The following is a 19,391-nucleotide window of genomic DNA, read 5'->3' as shown; positions in this document are numbered from 1 at the left end:
TTATGAATTTATGTGTTTGCATTAGCGCTACGTACTAAATTTATCTTATTTTGAAAAAAAATACACCATTAGTAAAATTAACTAAAATAACACTTCATTGGATGGATAACAGTTTAATAAGTTAACTACCGCTCACAAAACCTGGCAAATATCGGCCCAAAAAACGTGCAAAGCCATTTTTACCATTCCTAATTAGTGTGCATTAACGCCTTCTACAGGTATAATTTGGCCTTTTATAGGTTGAATAAGAAAGGAAGTATACATACATTTAATTCACAAACGATGATACGAATTATCAATAAGGCCATCGCTTGTTTATTGATAAACAAATGTGAAGCACTAAATACTAAACTAATGAACAACCTAAACTTAAATCATGATTCAGAAAAAGCCGAGACCTGATATTTATGATCATAAATATCTATAAGTAATTCGCAGTTTATTATAACCTAAATTTAATTATGCTAACCAACTGAAAATTGACACCTAATCGAATCTAATCTTATGCACAGCAAAGTTTATTACCCTGTTAGCTCATATATCAATAATGATCAAAGATCTATTGGTATTAATGACACTCAAGATTTACATTTTGGCAAAATTGTAGAGCGAATTGTTAGACGTGACCATATGGGGATAAGTGAAATCGCCCGGAAGCTCAATGTGAGCCGCAGAACCTCATACAATTGGTTCAACACCAAAAGGCTTAGCTTTGATATAATTTGTCAGATCGGTATCGTTATTGAGCATGATTTTTCAAAGGAATTTCCCAACGAATTTGCTTTGAGATTTAACTCACCTAATGCCGAAAAGGATATCGAAACCCATGAGGCAAAAGAAGCTCCGCTTGACGCCATATATTATTGGATGGACAAGTATATAAAATTGCTTGAAAAATTCAATGAAGCGTTGCGTAATGAAAACACACTAAAGCCAGATTGACAGCTTCCAAGCATCACAAAATTATTATATTGACAAAAGACCTATACTTACTTTTTTTTATGCAGTTATAAGTTGGTTGCTGCAAAACAGCGATCAATTTTGTTGTCTTTATACATCTACCTATTTCCCAGCCTCTGTACCTACTGAATATTCGTAAGCCAGCCACTTTGGCTATTTTTTAAAATTCACCATCATGCTTTTTAATTCCTTTGGGTTCGGAATATTTCTGATTGTGGTTTTTGTGCTTTATTGGTTTGTACTTAACCGAAAACTGCAACAGCAAAATTTGCTATTGCTCGCTGCAAGCTATTTTTTCTACGCTTGCTGGGACTGGCGGTTTCTTTTATTGTTAATTTTTTCGACCCTTTTAGATTATTTTACCGGGCTAAAAATGTTCCAGGCAAAAACACATAGCCTAAAAACCTTTTGGCTTTGGTTAAGCATATCTGTAAACCTGGGCTTTTTGGGTGTTTTTAAATACTACAATTTCTTTGCAGCATCGCTTGCCAGCATATGCGCCAGTATAGGGATCCATTTAAGCCCGTTTACCCTAAATGTAATCCTGCCTGTCGGTATCTCTTTTTATACATTTCACGGTTTATCATATGTAATTGATGTTTACAAAAACCGTATTAAAGCCGAACGGAACTTCATCGACTATTCATTGTTTGTAAGTTTTTTTCCGCTTTTGGTGGCGGGCCCTATTGAACGGGCAACACACCTTTTGCCCCAGGTAAAAACAAAGAGAGAATTTAACTACCAGGACGCAATTAATGGCCTGAGGCAAATTCTATGGGGCCTGTTTAAAAAAGCTGTAATTGCCGATCAATGTGCCGATTATGCCAACCTGATATTTGCAAATAGTTCGCATTATTCAGGCAGTACCCTGGTTTTAGGCGCTATATTTTTTGCATTCCAAATCTATTGCGATTTCTCAGGATATTCTGATATGGCATTAGGCATAGCAAAACTTTTTGGATTTGAACTATTGAGAAATTTTGCATTCCCGTACTTTTCAAGAGATATGGCCGAGTTTTGGCGCAGATGGCATATCTCACTATCGTCATGGTTTAGAGATTACTTATACATACCTCTTGGGGGCAGCGAAACAGGCACCTGGCTCAAAGTAAGAAACATATTAATCATTTTCCTGGTTAGCGGCTTTTGGCACGGCGCCAACTGGACCTTCATCATCTGGGGCCTTCTAAATGCTTTATTCATTCTCCCTTCTATCCTTTTAAAAACAAACAGAAACCACCTCGAAATTGCAGCCAAAGGCAAAGCTATGCCAACGTTCACCGAATTCATGCAAATGATAGCTACATTTCTGCAGGTAATTTTTGCATGGATCTTTTTTAGGGCTGATAGTGTTACACAAGCATTTAAATATATCGGCCGGATTTTTTCACGATCTCTTTTTTCAATACCTCAATTAGATGTTAACAAGGCACAATTGCTTGAGGTGATCACTCTTATCCTATGTTTTATAATAGTTGAGTGGCAGGGGCGGGAAAACCAATATGCCATTGAGAAGTTAAGCTGGTTAAGAAAAAGAGGGTACAGATTGACCTTTTACTATACATTGGTGATAGTGATTTTTTTATTTACAGGAAAAGAGCAGCAGTTTATTTACTTTCAATTTTAAGCAATGCATCGCTTTTTAATTAAAACCATATCATTTGTTTTAGTGAGCTGCCTGCTCATATTGGCTATTGCCCTGATTCCGGGTTATATGGTAAATAAATTTTCAAAGTTTAGTGTAAAGAAAGACAATACTATTGCACTTTTTGGTCATTCACATTCAGAATGTGCCTACAATGATACCCTGATACCCAAACTAACCAATCTGTCGCACTCTGCCGAATCTTATTTTTACACCTTTCAAAAAGTTAAAAAATACCTGTCGCAAAACCCTCAGATAACCACTGTACTTATAGAATTTTCAAATAACCAGATTGACACAAAGATGGATGACTGGACATGGGGATATACCTACATGTCAAACATGTTTCCGCAATATGCCTCTTTTATGAGCCCGGCCGATTTTGAATTGCTGGCTAAGCACAATTCAAAATATTTTATGAATTGTGTAGGCATAGCTGCACGTACCAATTTTATTAAAGCGCTTTCATTTAATTACGATTATACAGGAAAAACAGGAGGATATTTTAAAATAGAAGGTTCCAGGCTTTTACCTTCAAATAATCCGGCGGGCAAAAATATTAAAACAGCATCAAATAAAAGTGCAATCTCAATAACCAATATTCAATATCTAAGAAAAATAATAGATTATTGCAATGGAATGCATAAAAGTGTCTTCCTTATCAGGAGCCCGCAACATCCTTTGTATGAGTACAGAAATAATGAGGCTGAATTTTCGCTGATCCGTGAGCGTTACTTTAACGATATAAAATTCCTGGACTTCAATAACTTTCCGCTAAAAAATGATGACTTTGCCGATTTTGGGCATTTGAATTTCAAAGGAGCTTTAAAGTTTTCAGCTTACATCAATCAGCGCATTATAAACGGGATGCTTAATACCGTTAATACCGCATCCCTAAGTCGGCTTGATAATAAAACGGTCAGTGGCAATTAATAAATAAAATATCAAACAACTAACTAACAGCGCCTGGTACAAAATGTGGCCGTTGCGCAACTAAACTGAGGTTTTCAACTAACCCAGTCGAATAAAGTTCGATTGGGTTAGTTTTTTTATAAACATTTGACAATCAGATATTTGTTTTGTATATTAAGGATATGCAAGGCAAAAAAGATTATCAGGAAAAGCTCTTTATCCGGTTTCAGCTTTCAGACTACGTTCCAGCAGATAACTTCTACAGGCGTTTGAAAAGTATACTCGATCTGAACTTTGTTTATGATACGACCAGCAAATATTATGGTACAGAGGGTCAAAAGAGCATTGACCCGGTTGTGTTTTTCAAACTAATGCTTGTTGGTTATTTAGAGAACCTGAATAGCGATAGGCGCATTATTGCTACCTCACGTATGCGCATGGATATCCTCTATTTTATAGGATATGATCTGGATGAAGAACTTCCCTGGCATTCGACATTAAGCCGCACACGCCAGCTTTACGGAGAAGAGGAGTTTACAGCTGTCTTTAAACAGGTTCTGAAAAAGTGTATTGATGCAGGTTTGGTAGCAGGTAAAAGACAGGCTATCGATAGCGCATTTGTCAAAGCCAATGCAGCTATGTCAAGTTTGGTAGAACGCGAGATCATGAATGATGCGGCAACTTATGGCAAGCAATTGGACGATCATAATGATGAAGCCCCGGCTGGGGACATACCGGATGAAAACACTAAGCCTAAGCCGAGAAAGAATGCTAAAGTTGATAAGAAAGCGAACAGCAAGCGTTACAGCCCATCAGACCCTGATGCCCGGTTATCGGTGAAACCCGGAAAAACAACACGGCTGAACTATTCGGCTCATGTAAGCGTAGATACACAAAACCACGTTATTACACACATCCAGGCCTTCCATGCAGATAAAGGAGATGCACCATGCCTACCTGAGATCCTTACCCATGTCGCCGGAAACCTTAAAGATAATGGCATGGAAATAGAAGATGTGCTTGCCGATACAGGTTATAGCGGTGAAGCGGCGCTTCTGTTTTTAGCTGGTAATCATATTAAAGGCTTCATACCTAACAGGCCAGGATGTCAAAGCAGGGAAAGCCGGCAGGGCTTCAGTTATGACGGGGAGCAAGACCGGTATGTTTGTCCTGAAGGCAAATACCTTACTTTTCACAACTTCAAAAAAGCAGAGAACGATAATACCCATAAGATATATCGTACCAGTGTTAAAGATTGCAGGGACTGTCCGCTTAAAAGCACCTGCGCTAATCTGCAAGGCTTTAAAGTGTTTAAGGATTCCGTAGCTAAAGACCTTTATATAGAAATGCATGAACGCATGCAAACCCGACAAGGGAGCAAGGCCAGGAAAGTAAGACAAAGTACGGTAGAACCGGTACTGGGCACCCTGATCAATTTTACAGGCATGAAACAGGTAAACACAAAAGGGCTCGAATTGGCCAATAAATGTATGATCATGGCCGCCATTGCATATAACCTTAAAAAACTTGTCAATGGTATACCTGCAAAAATCAGAAGAAGAAAAAGAAAGCTACCGGGAAACCATTCTGATGCCGTAATCAATACATTATCGGCCTGTTTATTGAAGATAGCAAACATACTAACTGCTTTCAGCATTGACTATAAAAGCAAATGGCCGAATAATCATTTGCTTTGCAATTTAATTATTCAGCCATTTTAAGCCCTGTTGCGCAACGGCCACAAAATGTATCGGGCTTTTTTTTGTCTTATAAATAGCTTAAACTTTTTATATCTAACGAACTATTGCAGGAGGTTGCAGGCAATTTTAATAGCAGGTTAATAATAAAACGCCGATCAGGGACGCGCTTTATTATTAACTAAACTGCATTTAAATAATGCAACATTATAAATCAATAACTTAAATAGCCATGATATTAAAAACCCCGCTTCCTCCATCCTTAGTAATCCCGGCTTTGCCGCACTTTATTTAGCCGGGGCATACGCGCCGGTTTTTAACCAGGTAAGCCAGGCTTTCTTAAATGCTGCGTGGCTCATTGGTGGAAGTTTACGGCCCTCCCCAGGTTTCCAGGCCCAAAGCACCAGTCCATCATCTGCATGTGCAATGAGCTTCTGCATGTCCTTATGCCCGTTTTGCTTCGGATCTATGATTTGTTTTGCCAATTGGCGGGGTGTCCTCCCCTGGAAAACCATTTTCATATCGGCCGGTGGGAGATGCCAATTGGGATTACCCGGGGGCGTGTGCAAGCCCGGAGTATTTGTTGGCTGATGGCAATTGGCGCATTTCATGGCATAAACACCCTTACCATCCACCCCTCTTTTGGGAAACATAGTGTGCAAGTGATTATCATCACCCTGCAGTGGTATATCTCCCGAGGGATGACAATTCATACAGCGGGCACTCATCAATACAGTATAAACTTGTTTAAAAGCTGCAACAGAAGCCACACTATCTTTAGGCAGTGCCGCATAATTAAATGTTGAATTTTCCTCTTTGAACGATAATATGACCGTGCTTGACATAAACAAAACGATCATGATGATTATTAGTTTTTTCATGCCTGTTTTTCGAGTCGGTTGTTAACGATAGGTAAATTGTAAATCCGTTTTCCGGTTGCTGCAAAAATTGCGTTAGTTACAGCCGGTGCTGTTGGCGGAACTGCACATTCTCCGGCACCCCCCATTTTTTCCTTGCTATCCACAATGTAAACATTGATCCGCGGTGCTTCATACATCCGGGTGATCCGGTAATCATAAAAATTATTTTGTTGTAATTCTCCATTAACGAACGTCAGTTCGCCGTACATTGCCATCGAGATACTGAAAATGATCCCGCTTTCCATTTGGGCTTTTACACCGTCGGGGTTCACGGCCAGGCCGCACTCAATTGCACAATCTACCTGATGTACCTTCGTAACTCCTTTTTCAACACTTACTTCGGCTATAATCGCTACAACGCTGCCAAAAGCCTCATGTACCGCAATGCCTTTAAACCGCCCTGGAGCCAGTGTCCGGTTCCAATTGCCTTTTTCAGCCACAAGGTTAAGCGCAGCCAGGTGCCTTGAATGATTTTTAAATAACCCGCGGCGGTACTCCACCGGGTCTATACCTGCATCGTGGGCAAGCTGGTCTATAAGCGTTTCCATTACAAATGCAGTGTGCGTACCACCTACAGACCGGTACCACAAAACAGGCACTACTTCTTTAGTGGTGTGAAGGCCGACAAAATGATTTGGTATTTCGTCCAGGTACGGTGATCCTTTTACACCTTCCACCGTTGTATCATCTATTGCCGGAGGCGGACCAAAAAGCACTGCCGCATCCGCCATAATTGACTGACCTGCAATATTATGATTCCACACAATGGGCAGACCGTCCTTATCAACACCAATCTTTACATTATGGACATAAAAAGGCCGGTAAAAGCCGCTCTTCATATCGTCTTCCCGTGTCCATACCATTTTTACCGGCCTACCGCTTGCTTTCGCAATATGAACCGCCTCCGAAACAAAATCGCAGGCAGGTGTAGCACGCCTGCCAAAGCCTCCCCCAAGGAATGGTATATTTACTTTTACCTGCTCCGGCTTAAATCCAAGAATTTTTGCTGCGGCAGCTTGTTCTCCTCCTGGCAACTGTGTACCTGTCCATATCTCGCAGCTATCATTTTCAATTTTTACTGTGCAATTCAGTGGTTCCATAGGTGCGTGGGCCAGGTAAGGAAAAACATATTCTGCCGAAATGGTATTCACCGCTTTTGTAAACGCTGCTTTAACATCGCCTTTTTCCTGAACCAGGAGGCCATCCGATGCAGCCAGTTTTCGGTAAGCCGCAGTTTGCGTACCGGTATTTAACTGCGCGCCGGCGCCATGTTCCCAGGTTATCTGTAAGGCCTTCCGTCCCTGTTGGGCGGCCCAGAAGTGGTCGGCAATGACAGCCACACCCGTCGGAATTTGTACAACCTCCCTTACGCCGGGAACTGCTTTCGCCTTACCGGCATCAAACGATTTAACTTTACCACCAAAAACAGGTGCGTGGGCAACAACTGCGGTAAGCAATCCGGGAAACTGGATATCTAAGCCAAATTTTGCAGTACCATCAGTCTTTACTCGGGCATCCATCCGTTTGCTTCCTTTGCCGATGTATTTCCAGTCGGCGGGTGAACGCAGCGGAACCTTTGCAGGTACAGGCAACTTTGCGGCATCATTAGCTAACTCGCCATAAGTGTATCTTTTGTTCCCGGCAATAACAAACCCATCTTCCGTTTTGCAGCTTTCAACAGCAATCCCCGAACGGGTAGCGGCTGTTTGAAGCAAGAGCGTCCGTGCGGTTGCGCCGGCATTTCGATACCTGTCAAACTCAGACCAGGTGGTACTTGACCCGCCGGTAATTTGGGCACCGTAAATAACATGGTTAAACGCCTTATCGGCACCGCCATGTTTAATATTGATTTTTTTCAGATCCACATCAAGCTCATCCGCGATAAGCATGGGCAGTGTAGTCCAGATCCCCTGCCCCATTTCAACATGACTTAAGTATACCGAAATGATGTTGTCTGCACCTATATTTAAAAATGCATTTGGGGCAAACACATTTAAATCAGCCGTATCTGCAAGGGCAGCAAGCTTATTGGCCTTTGGAATAGTAAATGAGATGAGCAAGCCACCGCTCAATAATGCACCTGATTGTATAAAGTTACGCCTGTTCATGATTTTGCTCCTTCCCGCTGCAGTTCTGCAGCTTTGTGTATAGCCAACCGGATGCGGGGATAAGTACCGCAACGGCAAATATTACCTGACATCGCATCATCAATATCCTGATCTGTTGGGTTAGGATTTTCCCGCAGCAAAACAGCTGCAGACATAAGTTGACCCGACTGGCAATAACCACATTGCGGAACATCGAGTTCGGCCCAGGCAATTTGCAAAGCGTGGTCATTTAATTTAGACAGTCCTTCAATTGTAGTGACCTGCTGCCCTGCCGCACGGCTCACTTTTGTTACGCAAGACCGTACAGCTTCGCCGTTCAGGTGTACAGTACATGCTCCGCACTGCGCCACGCCACAACCGAATTTGGTGCCGGTAAGGCCTAAAAGGTCACGAATAACCCACAGTAAAGGCATGTCCGGGTCAGCGGCAACCTCCCGCTGTTTCCCATTGATTGTTATCGCTATCATATTGAAGAGTTTAAGTTAGGCTTGAGATCAGGAATTAATAATTAAATTTAAGTATTTCTACCAGGAATACCATTGTAAATAAAATAGTTATTTTTTCTTTAAATCTATTGCAGGTTAAATCTGGCGCCAGGGTGAACCGACCCGGCCGTTTCTCAATTCAATGTTCTATATTCCTGACGTGTTTGGCCGCTTACCTTTTTAAATGCCGGTGTAAAATGCCGCGGGTACTTAAATTCTAACCTGTAGACACTAACCAGCCAATTTCATATCGGCCAGGGGGAGATATCTCAAACATCGCAACGCTCTTTATATGTACTGATAATAAATCATTGTCCTTGGGTTCTGTGACAACCTGATGGCCGGTTAATATTACCGGAGCAGGCAGATTATTTGTTCAACACATTTTAACATTTGCCGGCATATTATTTATCTTCACAACAAATACATATTACCCATGTCAAAACCAATCAAACCCTTGTTAGTTACCTGTGCAATTGCTTCACTTTGCTTTTTTCTTGATATTGCGCAGGCTGTTGCCCAGTCACTGCCGCCCGTTGAAACGCAATCACCAACGGCCAACTACAAGCCTGCTTTTCCGGGTCAGACAAGGGCCCCCGGTGCACAAACTAAAACCAAACTCAGTGTAAACGTCATCAATCATGAGCTGAAGCAACCCTTTGCTTTACGCTGTCTGCCCGACGGGCGCTTTTTAATTACAGAAAAAGGCGGTACCATGCGGATATTAAAGGCTGATGGCGGTTTAGACAAGAACATTCAAGGTTTACCGGCAGTAGCGGTGGGTGGCCAGGGCGGTTTGTTAGATGTTAATTTTGATGCTTCTTTTGTAAAAGACCGGATGTTATTTTGGTCATACTCCGAAAAAGTTCCTGAGGGATTCCAGTTGGCTGTCGCCACTGGTGTGCTTTCGCCCGATTACAGCCGGCTCGAAAACGTAAAGGTAATTTATCATGCTAAACCCGCCTATAACGGTCACCTGCAATTCGGCTCACGAATCGTTTTCGATAAACAGGGTAACCTGTTTGTAAGCACAGGCGAACATGGGGATGATGAAATGCGTGTGAAGGCCCAGGACCTGAATACCGCAATCGGAAAAGTATTACACATAACTCGTGACGGGAAACCGGTGGCCGATGGACCATTTGCGCAAAAAGCCGGCGCTTTGCCCGAAATTTACGCTTATGGCTTAAGAAACCCTGAAGGCATGACGATGAACCCAAATACCGGCGAATTATGGGAATCGGAATTCGGTCCGCGCGGAGGTGACGAAATTAACATTATCCGGCCGGGAAAGAACTATGGATGGCCGGTTATTACTTATGGCATCGAATACAGGGGGGTAAAAGTTGGCGATGGCATACAGCAAAAAGAAGGCATGGCCCAACCCACTTATTACTGGAACCCAAGCATTTCACCGTGCGGCATAACCTTTTATACGGGCAACCTGATTCCCGAATGGAAAGGAAATCTATTTGTAGGCGCCTTAGGTGGCTCACATATCATCAGGCTTATTATCAAAGACAATAAGATTGTAGCGGAAGAACGCCTGCTGAAAGACAAGGGCGAACGCTGGCGTGCTCTTGTCACAGGCAAAGACGGCGCATTATACGGTGTTACAGACAATGGCAATCTTTACAAAATAAGTAAGCTTTAATTTGAAAAGTTATATGGGAGAGTAATTTTGCTTAAATCGATCAGCGCTGCTTAGTACAACGAAACCGGCTGTTTACAATTCGGGAAGGATATTCAATTACATCAAAGGTCAGCGCTTGTCTTTTTAATTGGAAATTGAAAGTTTGAGTTTCATAACTTTACATCATGGACAATAAAATAGCGAGATCGGTTTCTCCCTTCAACAATGAACTCAGGTTAAAAGGCTTCAATGTTTTCCAGATAGAAGAAGACGGTCAGGCTGTTCGGTTTTACAGTAGAAAAGACTTTTACAAAATTTGCTTAACAACAGGCAAAAGCAAGATTCACTATGCCGACCGCAGCTTTGAAGTGGAGGGCACTGTTTTGTTTTTTGGCAATCCGCATATTCCATATTCCTGGGAAACTATCTCAGCCACTTATGCGGGTTATACCTGTCTCTTTTCCGAAGAATTTCTGTGCGTTTCAGAACGTACCGATATGCTGCAGCAATCACCCTTTTTCAAGATCGGCGGCACACCAGTATTAAAGATCACCGAACAGCAAAGAGCGTCTCTGAACATCCTCTTTCAGAAGATGATGGATGAGCAAAACAGTAGTTACGTATATAAAGACGACCTGATACGTAGTTACATCAACCTGATCATGCATGAAGCGATGAAAATGCAGCCCTCTGAAAATCTTGATCAGCATAAAAACGCTGCTTACCGGGTAGCTGCTGTATTTATGGAATTGCTTGAAAGACAATTTCCTGTAGAAAGCCCAAATAAGCCGTTGCAGTTGAAGGCGGCCCAGGACTACGCCCAAAACCTCGCCCTTCACGTAAATTACCTCAACCGTATGGTAAAGGAAGTTACCGGCAGGCCAACATCTGCGCACATTGCAGAGCGAATTATTAGCGAAGCAAAAGCACTGTTACAACATACTGACTGGAACATAGCCGACATTGCTTATGCACTTGGCTTTGAATATCCCAGCTACTTCAACAATTATTTTAAACGTATGACGGGCACCAATCCAAGCTCGCTTCGCACCATGGAAGTTTGATTTTCATAAGCATTGGTTTGATTTTCTTAAACAGCAAAGTTGGCAACAGCACTAACTTTGCAAAATGAAAAACATCGGCAGATACAAAACTTCCATCATACTGCAGCTGATGATTTTAGCTGCAGGTAGCCTGTTTTCACTAAGTGCCACGACGCAAAAAATTCTACACAAAGGTGATGTGGTCACCATTTCGCCGGGCATCTTACACTGGCATGGTACTACGTTCCAAAACAGCTTTACGCAAATAGCAATCAATTTCAATATAGAAAAAGGCATTGCGATATGGCTACATATTTCTGATAATGAATACAATAGCGTTAAATAACAACATTATTATGAAAGATATTTTCGAACGGTTGAAAGCAGGGGAATTTGTTCCGCTTACTGACCCGGAATTTCACAAGGTAAATCATGTGGTGGCCCGCACTCTGGCGTTGTCGCCTGCACTCAATGCAGCAACCACCGTTGAGCAGATCCGCGAGCAGCTTAGCAACATTATTGGCGTAACAATAGACAAAAGCACCACTTTGTTCGCACCCTTCCATACCAACTTTGGCCGTTTCATTAGTATTGGCAAGCATGTGTTTATTAATCATGCCTGCTCGTTTCTTGACATGGGCGGTATTACGCTGGAAGATCATGTACTCCTCGGCCCTAAGGTAAACCTGATCACTGAAAATCATCCACTCGACCCGGTTAACCGGCGGGGTATGATTTGCAAACCTATCGTTATCAAGCGCAACGCATGGGTTGGCGCGGGTGCCACTATATTGCCGGGTGTAACCATTGGAGAGAATGCAGTTGTTGCCGCTGGTGCGGTTGTTATCAAGGACGTACCGGCAAATACTGTTGTCGGGGGTATTCCTGCAAAAATTTTAAAAACCATTGAACCATAAAGAATAACGGTGCAGCGGCATATCGGAAACTTAAAAAGTTAATTCCTGTACAGACAATAACATTTACTCACAAATACAGGTTATTAAGGCAGAATAAGTTAATGAAGTCAGGAAAATACAATGACTGAAAAAGCACGCTATCGTTATGTCACTGATGTCAAAACCATATAAACTCTCTCAATCTATTTATTATGGAAATAATTAAAAACGGTGCGCAAGCATCAGTAAAAGGTCCGGAAGCCTGGTTTACCGGCGCCGTGCGCATAGATCCCCTGTTTGCAAAAAAAGAAGCAACCAAAGGCGCGGGTGCGTTGGTAACCTTTGAGCCTGGCGCCAGAACAGCCTGGCACACTCACCCGGCAGGTCAAACACTTATTGTTATTTCCGGTCTCGGCCGGGTACAACGCGAAGGTGGGCCAATCGAGGATATAGGGCCGGGTGATGTAGTTTGGTTTGAACCAAACGAGAAACACTGGCATGGTGCATCGCCGGATAAAGCTATGAGTCATATAGCCATTCAGGAAGCCGTTAACGGCGAGGTGGTTACCTGGCTGGAGAAAGTAAGTGATGATCAATATTCAAAATAAACGATTATGAAACAACAACAGTAAAAGCATACGGTACTGAAGCTGCAGATGCGCCGATTTATGATTCCAATCTTAAGTCAGCCGGCATCCTGCCGACCGATTCAGTAGAGAAAGCCGGTTATGGCAACTTTGTACATTAGATGGATCCTGAAGGCAATAAAATTGAACTATAGGAACCTAATGCTGCGGAATATGCCTAGTCCGGGAAGTTAACAGCTAATAGGAGCATCACGCCGATACCGGTCACAGGCCATCAGAGGCCCGCTGCAGGGCTGCGACGTCAACTTTCTTCATCGTCATAAAAGCTTGTGTAACGCGTGCAATTTGTTCGGGGCTGCCATTTTTCAGTGTTTCTAACATAACTGTTGATGCAACCTGCCAGGACACTCCATATTTATCCTTCAGCCAGCCGCATTGTCCGGGCTCGCCATCAACCGAAAGCGCCGACCAGTAGTAATCGATCTCTTCCTGTGTTTCACAGGGAATCAATAGTGACACCGCATCGTTAAAACTGAAACCGTGCGGATGTGCGCTGTCCATAGCTGCCAGCCAGGTTTGGTCTATATAAAAATCGGCAAACATCAGTGTCCCGGCTTTATCAGGCCCCATATCCTCCGGACGTGGGGCTGTAATACCCCGTTTGCCGTCTTTAAATACAGAACAATAAAAGTCGATGGCTTCATTGGCTTTACCGGCTACCTGGCCTGTATACATCAGCGACGGAACGATCACCGGTCTTTCTTCACCTGCAGGGTTGGTCAGTATCAGTTGCCATGACACGCCATATTTATCGCTCACCCAACCGTAGCGCTCGCTGAAAGGATAGCGGTCGAGCGGCATCATTATCTTTCCGTTCTCTGACAGTTTGCTCCAAACTTCGTCAATACGCCCTGCGGCATCCGAGTCACGCGACGGATCAAAATTGATCATAAAAGAAATAGAGGGACTGATCTTTAATCCATCCCCAGCGCTGATGCCCAGGAATGGCTGGCCGGCAAAACTAAATTCAACTATTTCGCACTCTCCGCTGGGCATTGGGAAATGATTAACATAGTTTAAAGCCGAATCAGGCATCAAAGTTGCATAGAACTCGGCAGCTTCCCGGGCTTTATCCTGGTCGAACCAGATGTGTGGTTTGATGGGTAACATGGGTAAATGATTTTAGTGGTGATATATAATTAAAAATTGTAAGCGTTAATTGTTACTACAGGCAGCGCCTCCGGTTAAGGCTTCACCTTGCAGCCTTCATCCGGAATAAGAACTCAAGATCCTAATCTGTTCTGATTTTTCTTATTAACTACCTCAAAACTAACTGGTTTTTTATGGACAAACAAGGTGCATTAGTGACATTTAAGCGGCATATTATGACATGAGTTCACTCACCGTCGGTTTGCCAAACCAAATGAAAAGCCCTCTATTTTCATCAGGGTATACTATATTGCACATTCATTGAAAAACCATGAAAAAACCCGTGCCATTTGACTTCCTGCTCGATTACTTGCCGACAGGTATAATCATCAAGCCGACGGTAGGCATGTTCTATATCTATTTCGATAAAAAGATTGTACTGATCTTCCGAAAGGTTAGTAAAAATCCGCAGCATAACGGTATTTGGATCTCTACCACGCGGGAAAATCATGCCAGCCTCAAAGGGGAAATACCGGCCATCACTGATTTTGTATTAGAAGAGGGCTTTGATACAGCCTGGCTCCTGCTTAGTGACAGCCACGATGATTTTGAAATTTCGGCAATCCAGCTTTGCGAACTTGTTTCGCGCAGGGATAAAAGAATCGGTAAAGTAACCCCTAAAAGCGCAGCGATGTTTTAATAGCTTCCTGAACAATTTAATCGTTGTCAGCATCAGCTTTTTCGGGATGATCTTTAAAATATTCCCGTGCCTTTTTTAAACCTGTGGCTATGGCAAGGCCTTCATCCCCGCTTTCCTTCAAAATTTCATTAGCAATTTCTACCGCCTTTTCCCGCAATTTGGGAGGTTGATTTTTGTAAGATGGCGGGTAGTCTCCGTTATACCAGGGCATGCTTCCTCCTTTTTAGGCAACAACAATTACGATGAAGATTTGATTGAAAAAAGTGTCGATTGAGAGACAAGAAGCTCAAAACATTTCTTCAAGAGATCATTTAAACCACTCTTTCAAATACCTGCAAAGCCAGTATCCTTATGAGAGAAGCCGCCTGATTAAAAGCTAAATTCTGATAACGCTTTTCTTTTAGCATGCCTTTGCATCAGCTTACTTTAAAAAATTGTTCAGATAGGTCAAAACCGTTGTTGTCTGCATCATCAGGCTTACATGTCCTTGCGAAGGGACAATGGCCAATTGCGATTTTGGCATTGGCGCTAAATCAGCAGAAACGCCCCCGCCTAATAATTTATATGTTTTTGCCAATTCAATTTTGTCCAGCCCATCGTTATCACCGGCTATGATCAATACCGGCGCAGAAATTTTCGAAATATTGTCATCACCAAAGTCGAATGGTTCCTGCGCGAAAGCGATCATCTGCCCTATAAACTTTGTCCATTTTGTTTTATCTGGTGCTATTGCATCGTACGCGGCTTTCATAGGAGTATTCATAAAAAGCCCGGGCTTCCAGTATTTGAAAGCATTGGTTATTTCAGGCAGCCATCCGCTACTTTTATAAGTAGAAGAAATGATCACTAATTTTTTCAACCGTTTAGGGGCTTGTATAGCAAATTTGTAAGCCACAGAGCCACCCATACTATATCCTGCTACGTCGGCACTGTCAATTTTCAGGTAATCCATCACTCCTTCCACATCATGCGCTAAGGTAGCATATGATAACTTTCTATCCGAAAACGGTGTATGTCCGTGTCCCTGTAATTCAATGGCAATTACTTTCCTGTTTTTTGATAGTTCAGGGATCAATTCGGCCCAGTTTCCTTCAATTGTCATAAAAGCGCCATGCAATAAAATGAGCGGTTTACCCTCGCCATATACCTCATAATAAACTTCGATACCGTTCACAGGCGCGTAGCCACCGTTGGATGGCTTGACTTGTTGTCCATTTGCTCGGGATGCTGCACACATAACTACAATTAACAGTATTGATTTAAGAGGGTTAAGTGCTTGGAGTAAATTTTTCATGGCGGTTAAGTTTGATTTTATTAAGCAATACAAAGATGGAACTCATTTCAGGGTTTGATAGCGTGCAAAAACGACTACTTAGAGGGAGAATTGCGACAAAATATGCTTGTAAGCAAAGAAATGACTTTACTTGCTCCCCGTTAAAGAAGATCAAGCATGGAAGAAAGTAACATGAATCTTTAAAAGAAAACCCTCTAAAATTTTAATTTAGAGGGCTTTGATACTTGGTATCGCTTGTTGTCGGGATGGCGGGATGATTATCCGGCCATTTATATCTATGATATTCAATAAGTTATACCGGAATCAATCAGAAACGGGCACCGAATAGGGCACATATAATGTGCATTACTTTAGTGGCTTTTATTGCGTATTTGTTGGTATAAGTGATAGTCAATGAACTTGTTATACAAATATAATAAATGTTTTTCATTTAAAAAAGCACCATTAAGCCGCCATCCTGTGCACTTTTTAAGCGAAAAGAACGACAACTCCTTAATTACCATGTAAGCAACTAAAAGCGCGTAGCCGTATAAAATGTCAAGGGCCTTTAGATTTGCTTTGTGATTATTATTGAAAGTATCTTGCTGACAAAGAATAGGGTGAACCAAGTCAAGGCCCAGGCTAAAGACCTATGGCCCGTATTAGTCCCTGTTTCGAGTCACAAGTCGATGTCAATGACAAGTTAGAATTTTAGACACCAGGTCTTATAAAGGTTTTAGTCTGAGTACATCACATTAATTTATTTAGTATGAAATACAAAGTATTTATCGGCATCGATGTATCAAAGCTTACTATTGATGTCCACCTGCACGGAATCGGTGCCTCCAAAACATTCAGTAACGAGGAAAAAGGATTTGCTTTATTTTTAAGTTGGGTAAAAAAGCATAGTAAACAATCGGAACCGGCGGAGATGATCATATGCTTCGAGCATACCGGTATGTATTCAATTAAACTTGCCACTTATCTAAATGATATTGGAATCCCATTCGCCATGCTTCCTGCGCTTCAGATTAAACAATCTATAGGGATCAGAAGAGGAAAGAATGACCAGATCGATGCACAAAGAATCGCTGAATATGCTTGGCTACACCGCGAAACCATTCAGGCAACTCTATTACCAGCTAAAAGTATTCTCAAACTTCAGTCGCTGCTTACATTACGAAATCGCTTGGTATGTGATCGTGGAGGGTATGAAGCCACATGGAAAGAACAGAAAAAGGCATTGGAAGGAAAAGAGCACAAGGGGATATTTCAAGTTTATAAAAGCCTGATAATGAACCTAACGGTTCAAGTTAAAAAGATTGAAGAACAAATAAAGGCGGTTATAGAAAGTGATGAAGCAGTTAAATTAAACTATCAATTACTGACCAGTATTAAGTGTGTAGGACCTGTACTGGCCGCAAATATGATTGCTTATACGCACAACTTTACCCGTTTTGCTACCTGGCGAAAGTTCGCCTGCTATGTGGGAACTGCTCCTTTTGAACACCAATCTGGCACGAGTATAAAAGGAAGAACACGAGTCAGTAGTTTATCCAACAAGCAACTAAAAAAATTAATCCACATGGTGGCTATATGTGCTTGCGCATATAATCCAGAGATGAAAAGCTATTATAAAAGAAGAGTGAGCGAGGGGAAAAATAAGATGAGTACACTAAATGTTATACGCAACAAGATCATTTCCAGAATGTTTGCTGTTGTCAATCGCGGCTCGGGCTATGTAGATCTGATGAAATATGCAGCTTAGGGCTTATCATCTTAACTCTTAAACAACTCCCCTTATTTTGGACGGGTTCTGTCAAGGGCAGCGAAGGGCGGGCTTGTGCGGCTGCGCTGTTTATGTACCCTTGACGGGTTCCGGCCAAAATGAGAATTTTGTTGTCGAGTTAAGATGAAGAAATATTATTTGGAAAAGTCTTAGAATACCTTTAGTTACAAAAAGAAGAAAATAGTGTAATCCTATATAAGAAGGGATATCGGCAAAGGCGCTGAAATTGTTGGCTATAACGCCTTTACGGGCAAAGCAGATAATATGTGACAGGTCGTATTTTTGCGATAGCGTTTCGATCAGCGTGGTCGTTTCGTTCGCCTGTTCTTCCGTTAGGTAATAATCAGATACCAATTCATGAATAGGAAACTCCTGATTTAGTGCGGCCTGTAGTATTTTTACCTTTTCTCTTTCACTTGCTAATAAACGTTGATACAGTGATTCAGTTAAGTTTTCCGTACCAATTGAAATGCCGGAAACCGTAACGTTATGGGCATTCATGACGACATTGTTCATGAATATTTTGCTGCCGAAGAAATTAATGTTATTCATGTTTTCCTGAATTTTGATTATTGATTAAATCAAAATTCGGCAGGCAATGAAGCGTACCAAACCCAAATCGCGGGTATTTTACCCAAGATAGCGTTATATTTACCCTTACAAATTCTTTGTATATTTGAATTATGGAAACATCTACTAAACCCTCAAATACTCATATTGGCCGGAAAATCAGCCGTATCCGTGAACTTCGCGGTATTAAGCAAGAAACGCTTGCCTCTGAATTAGGTGTCAGTCAGCAAACTGTATCACGTATAGAACAAAGCGAAACAATTGAGGATGATGTTTTGGAAAAAATCGCAAATGTATTGGGGGTAACCTCTGAGGGAATAAAGAAATTCAGCGAAGATGCTGTTATTAACTATTTTAATACGTTCAATGACAATAGCGCAAATAATGGGGCATTCTACGCTCAAACTTTTAACTTCAATCCCATTGAAAAATGGCTTGAAGTTGTAGAAGAAAATAAAAGGCTCTATACTGAGAAAATTGAACTTCTCGAACGTTTATTGCAGGCTGAAAAGGAAAAGAGCGAATTATTAAACAAATAATGTAAATCAGTTAGACGGAATATCTATTAAGCCTTGAACCCTGGTCTGGGCGCTCTTATTGAAGATATAACAAGAATGTTTCGCAGTTTATTCTGGCTTATATTTTAACAATACGTCAACGTTCACTTCTAACGCCCTGGCAAGTTCGTGAAGGGTTAATATGGTTGCATTTACGTTTCCCTTTTCAATGCGTTTTAAATTCGAGGCATCAATGTCGCAAAGCAAAGACATTTGTCTATATGACAGCTTTTTGGAAAGTCTTAACTTTCTAATATTGCTGCCGAATTCTATAAGTAATTGTCTTCCTTTATCGCTAATCAGTAGCCCCTTTAATGATTAGGAAAAATCAAACATTTATTTTTTTTGTCCGGGGGCTAATAAGCCCCTAAAGTTATTTAGCTTTGAATGTATACTATGGTATATTGACTTGCTCGTAAATATTTTATAAATGATACTAAATAAAACATAACTTTAAGAACTTATAT

Annotated in this window: 20 protein-coding genes; 12 read left to right on the top strand and 8 right to left on the bottom strand. The window is 41.7% G+C overall.

The genetic code is table 11. The annotated features are described in order from the left end of the window. Window positions 1-504: 504 nt before the first annotated feature. The 4 genes from DIU38_RS06450 to DIU38_RS06435 all read left to right on the top strand — a co-directional run bounded on the left by DIU38_RS06450 (window position 505) and on the right by DIU38_RS06435 (window position 5,238). On the top strand, window positions 505-942 hold the full coding sequence (locus tag DIU38_RS06450; RefSeq protein ID WP_112654433.1) for a helix-turn-helix domain-containing protein: 438 nt from the start codon (window positions 505-507) through the stop codon (window positions 940-942). A 193-nt stretch (window positions 943-1,135) separates the two neighbouring features. Beyond that, window positions 1,136-2,587 carry an MBOAT family O-acyltransferase gene (locus DIU38_RS06445; protein ID WP_112654434.1) on the top strand — a complete coding sequence of 484 codons (1,452 nt, stop codon included), beginning with the start codon at window positions 1,136-1,138 and terminating at the stop codon, window positions 2,585-2,587. Between the two features lie 3 nt (window positions 2,588-2,590). Continuing rightward, a complete protein-coding gene (locus DIU38_RS06440; RefSeq protein ID WP_112654435.1) occupies window positions 2,591-3,538 on the top strand; it encodes a hypothetical protein in 948 nt (315 codons plus the stop codon). Between the two features lie 161 nt (window positions 3,539-3,699). Continuing rightward, window positions 3,700-5,238 carry an IS1182 family transposase gene (locus DIU38_RS06435; RefSeq protein WP_112658366.1) on the top strand — a complete coding sequence of 513 codons (1,539 nt, stop codon included), beginning with the start codon at window positions 3,700-3,702 and terminating at the stop codon, window positions 5,236-5,238. A gap of 263 nt (window positions 5,239-5,501) precedes the next feature. On the opposite strand, the gene DIU38_RS06430 is transcribed toward DIU38_RS06435, so the two are convergent. From DIU38_RS06430 to DIU38_RS06420, 3 genes are read right to left on the bottom strand one after another with little or no spacing between them, the layout of a single operon-like run. Continuing rightward, on the bottom strand, window positions 5,502-6,095 hold the full coding sequence (locus tag DIU38_RS06430; RefSeq protein ID WP_112659110.1) for a hypothetical protein: 594 nt from the start codon (window positions 6,093-6,095) through the stop codon (window positions 5,502-5,504). Beyond that, complete coding sequence (locus DIU38_RS06425; protein WP_112659112.1) at window positions 6,092-8,242, bottom strand: xanthine dehydrogenase family protein molybdopterin-binding subunit; 2,151 nt, start codon at window positions 8,240-8,242, stop codon at window positions 6,092-6,094. The genes DIU38_RS06430 and DIU38_RS06425 overlap by 4 nt, the downstream gene beginning before the upstream one ends. After that, window positions 8,239-8,709 carry a (2Fe-2S)-binding protein gene (locus tag DIU38_RS06420; protein WP_112659114.1) on the bottom strand — a complete coding sequence of 157 codons (471 nt, stop codon included), beginning with the start codon at window positions 8,707-8,709 and terminating at the stop codon, window positions 8,239-8,241. Before DIU38_RS06420 ends, DIU38_RS06425 begins: the two co-directional genes overlap by 4 nt. 454 nt (window positions 8,710-9,163) lie before the next feature. Here DIU38_RS06420 and DIU38_RS06415 point away from each other — a divergent pair, with 454 nt between their 5' ends. From DIU38_RS06415 to DIU38_RS06395, 5 genes are all read left to right on the top strand, one after another. Continuing rightward, window positions 9,164-10,381, top strand: coding sequence for a PQQ-dependent sugar dehydrogenase (locus DIU38_RS06415; RefSeq protein ID WP_112659116.1), 1,218 nt, complete (start codon window positions 9,164-9,166; stop codon window positions 10,379-10,381). Between the two features lie 164 nt (window positions 10,382-10,545). Next, window positions 10,546-11,424 carry a helix-turn-helix domain-containing protein gene (locus DIU38_RS06410; RefSeq protein WP_112659118.1) on the top strand — a complete coding sequence of 293 codons (879 nt, stop codon included), beginning with the start codon at window positions 10,546-10,548 and terminating at the stop codon, window positions 11,422-11,424. Window positions 11,425-11,488: 64 nt separating this feature from the next. Further along, window positions 11,489-11,749 (top strand): cupin domain-containing protein, encoded by a 261-nt coding sequence (locus DIU38_RS06405; RefSeq protein ID WP_112659120.1) that lies wholly within the window; start codon window positions 11,489-11,491, stop codon window positions 11,747-11,749. Between the two features lie 10 nt (window positions 11,750-11,759). Beyond that, on the top strand, window positions 11,760-12,320 hold the full coding sequence (locus DIU38_RS06400; protein ID WP_112659132.1) for a DapH/DapD/GlmU-related protein: 561 nt from the start codon (window positions 11,760-11,762) through the stop codon (window positions 12,318-12,320). A gap of 191 nt (window positions 12,321-12,511) precedes the next feature. Further along, window positions 12,512-12,907: a (R)-mandelonitrile lyase gene (locus tag DIU38_RS06395; protein ID WP_112659122.1), complete on the top strand. Its 396-nt coding sequence runs from the start codon at window positions 12,512-12,514 to the stop codon at window positions 12,905-12,907. A 243-nt stretch (window positions 12,908-13,150) separates the two neighbouring features. Here the strand turns inward: DIU38_RS06395 and DIU38_RS06390 are convergent, their stop codons facing one another. Further along, window positions 13,151-14,056, bottom strand: coding sequence for a VOC family protein (locus DIU38_RS06390; protein WP_112659124.1), 906 nt, complete (start codon window positions 14,054-14,056; stop codon window positions 13,151-13,153). Between the two features lie 310 nt (window positions 14,057-14,366). On the opposite strand from DIU38_RS06390, the gene DIU38_RS06385 reads away from it, so the two are divergent. Beyond that, the gene (locus tag DIU38_RS06385; RefSeq protein ID WP_112659126.1) at window positions 14,367-14,735 is read left to right on the top strand and encodes a hypothetical protein; all 369 of its coding nucleotides are present in this window, start codon (window positions 14,367-14,369) and stop codon (window positions 14,733-14,735) included. A gap of 16 nt (window positions 14,736-14,751) precedes the next feature. On the opposite strand, the gene DIU38_RS06380 is transcribed toward DIU38_RS06385, so the two are convergent. Continuing rightward, window positions 14,752-14,946 carry a DUF2188 domain-containing protein gene (locus tag DIU38_RS06380; protein ID WP_112659128.1) on the bottom strand — a complete coding sequence of 65 codons (195 nt, stop codon included), beginning with the start codon at window positions 14,944-14,946 and terminating at the stop codon, window positions 14,752-14,754. Window positions 14,947-15,156: 210 nt separating this feature from the next. Then, window positions 15,157-16,029 (bottom strand): alpha/beta fold hydrolase, encoded by an 873-nt coding sequence (locus DIU38_RS06375; RefSeq protein WP_112659130.1) that lies wholly within the window; start codon window positions 16,027-16,029, stop codon window positions 15,157-15,159. A gap of 748 nt (window positions 16,030-16,777) precedes the next feature. Between DIU38_RS06375 and DIU38_RS06370 the strand changes: the two genes are divergently transcribed. Continuing rightward, window positions 16,778-17,776, top strand: coding sequence for a transposase (locus DIU38_RS06370; protein ID WP_112657431.1), 999 nt, complete (start codon window positions 16,778-16,780; stop codon window positions 17,774-17,776). A gap of 90 nt (window positions 17,777-17,866) precedes the next feature. Here DIU38_RS06370 and DIU38_RS06365 read toward each other — a convergent pair whose 3' ends face one another. Continuing rightward, complete coding sequence (locus tag DIU38_RS06365; protein ID WP_149354048.1) at window positions 17,867-18,349, bottom strand: hypothetical protein; 483 nt, start codon at window positions 18,347-18,349, stop codon at window positions 17,867-17,869. Window positions 18,350-18,480: 131 nt separating this feature from the next. On the opposite strand from DIU38_RS06365, the gene DIU38_RS06360 reads away from it, so the two are divergent. Next, complete coding sequence (locus DIU38_RS06360; protein WP_112658974.1) at window positions 18,481-18,906, top strand: helix-turn-helix domain-containing protein; 426 nt, start codon at window positions 18,481-18,483, stop codon at window positions 18,904-18,906. An 87-nt stretch (window positions 18,907-18,993) separates the two neighbouring features. Here DIU38_RS06360 and DIU38_RS33825 read toward each other — a convergent pair whose 3' ends face one another. Beyond that, entirely contained in the window at window positions 18,994-19,137 is a 144-nt protein-coding gene (locus DIU38_RS33825; RefSeq protein ID WP_243770800.1) for a helix-turn-helix domain-containing protein, read from the bottom strand. Between the last annotated feature and the right edge of the window lie 254 nt (window positions 19,138-19,391).

It is taken from the genome of Mucilaginibacter metallidurans (genome assembly GCF_003286435.2).
Classification (GTDB): domain Bacteria; phylum Bacteroidota; class Bacteroidia; order Sphingobacteriales; family Sphingobacteriaceae; genus Mucilaginibacter; species Mucilaginibacter gossypii.
The sequence above is the reverse complement of the archived record's forward strand: the minus strand, read 5'-3'. Positions and strand labels throughout refer to the sequence as shown.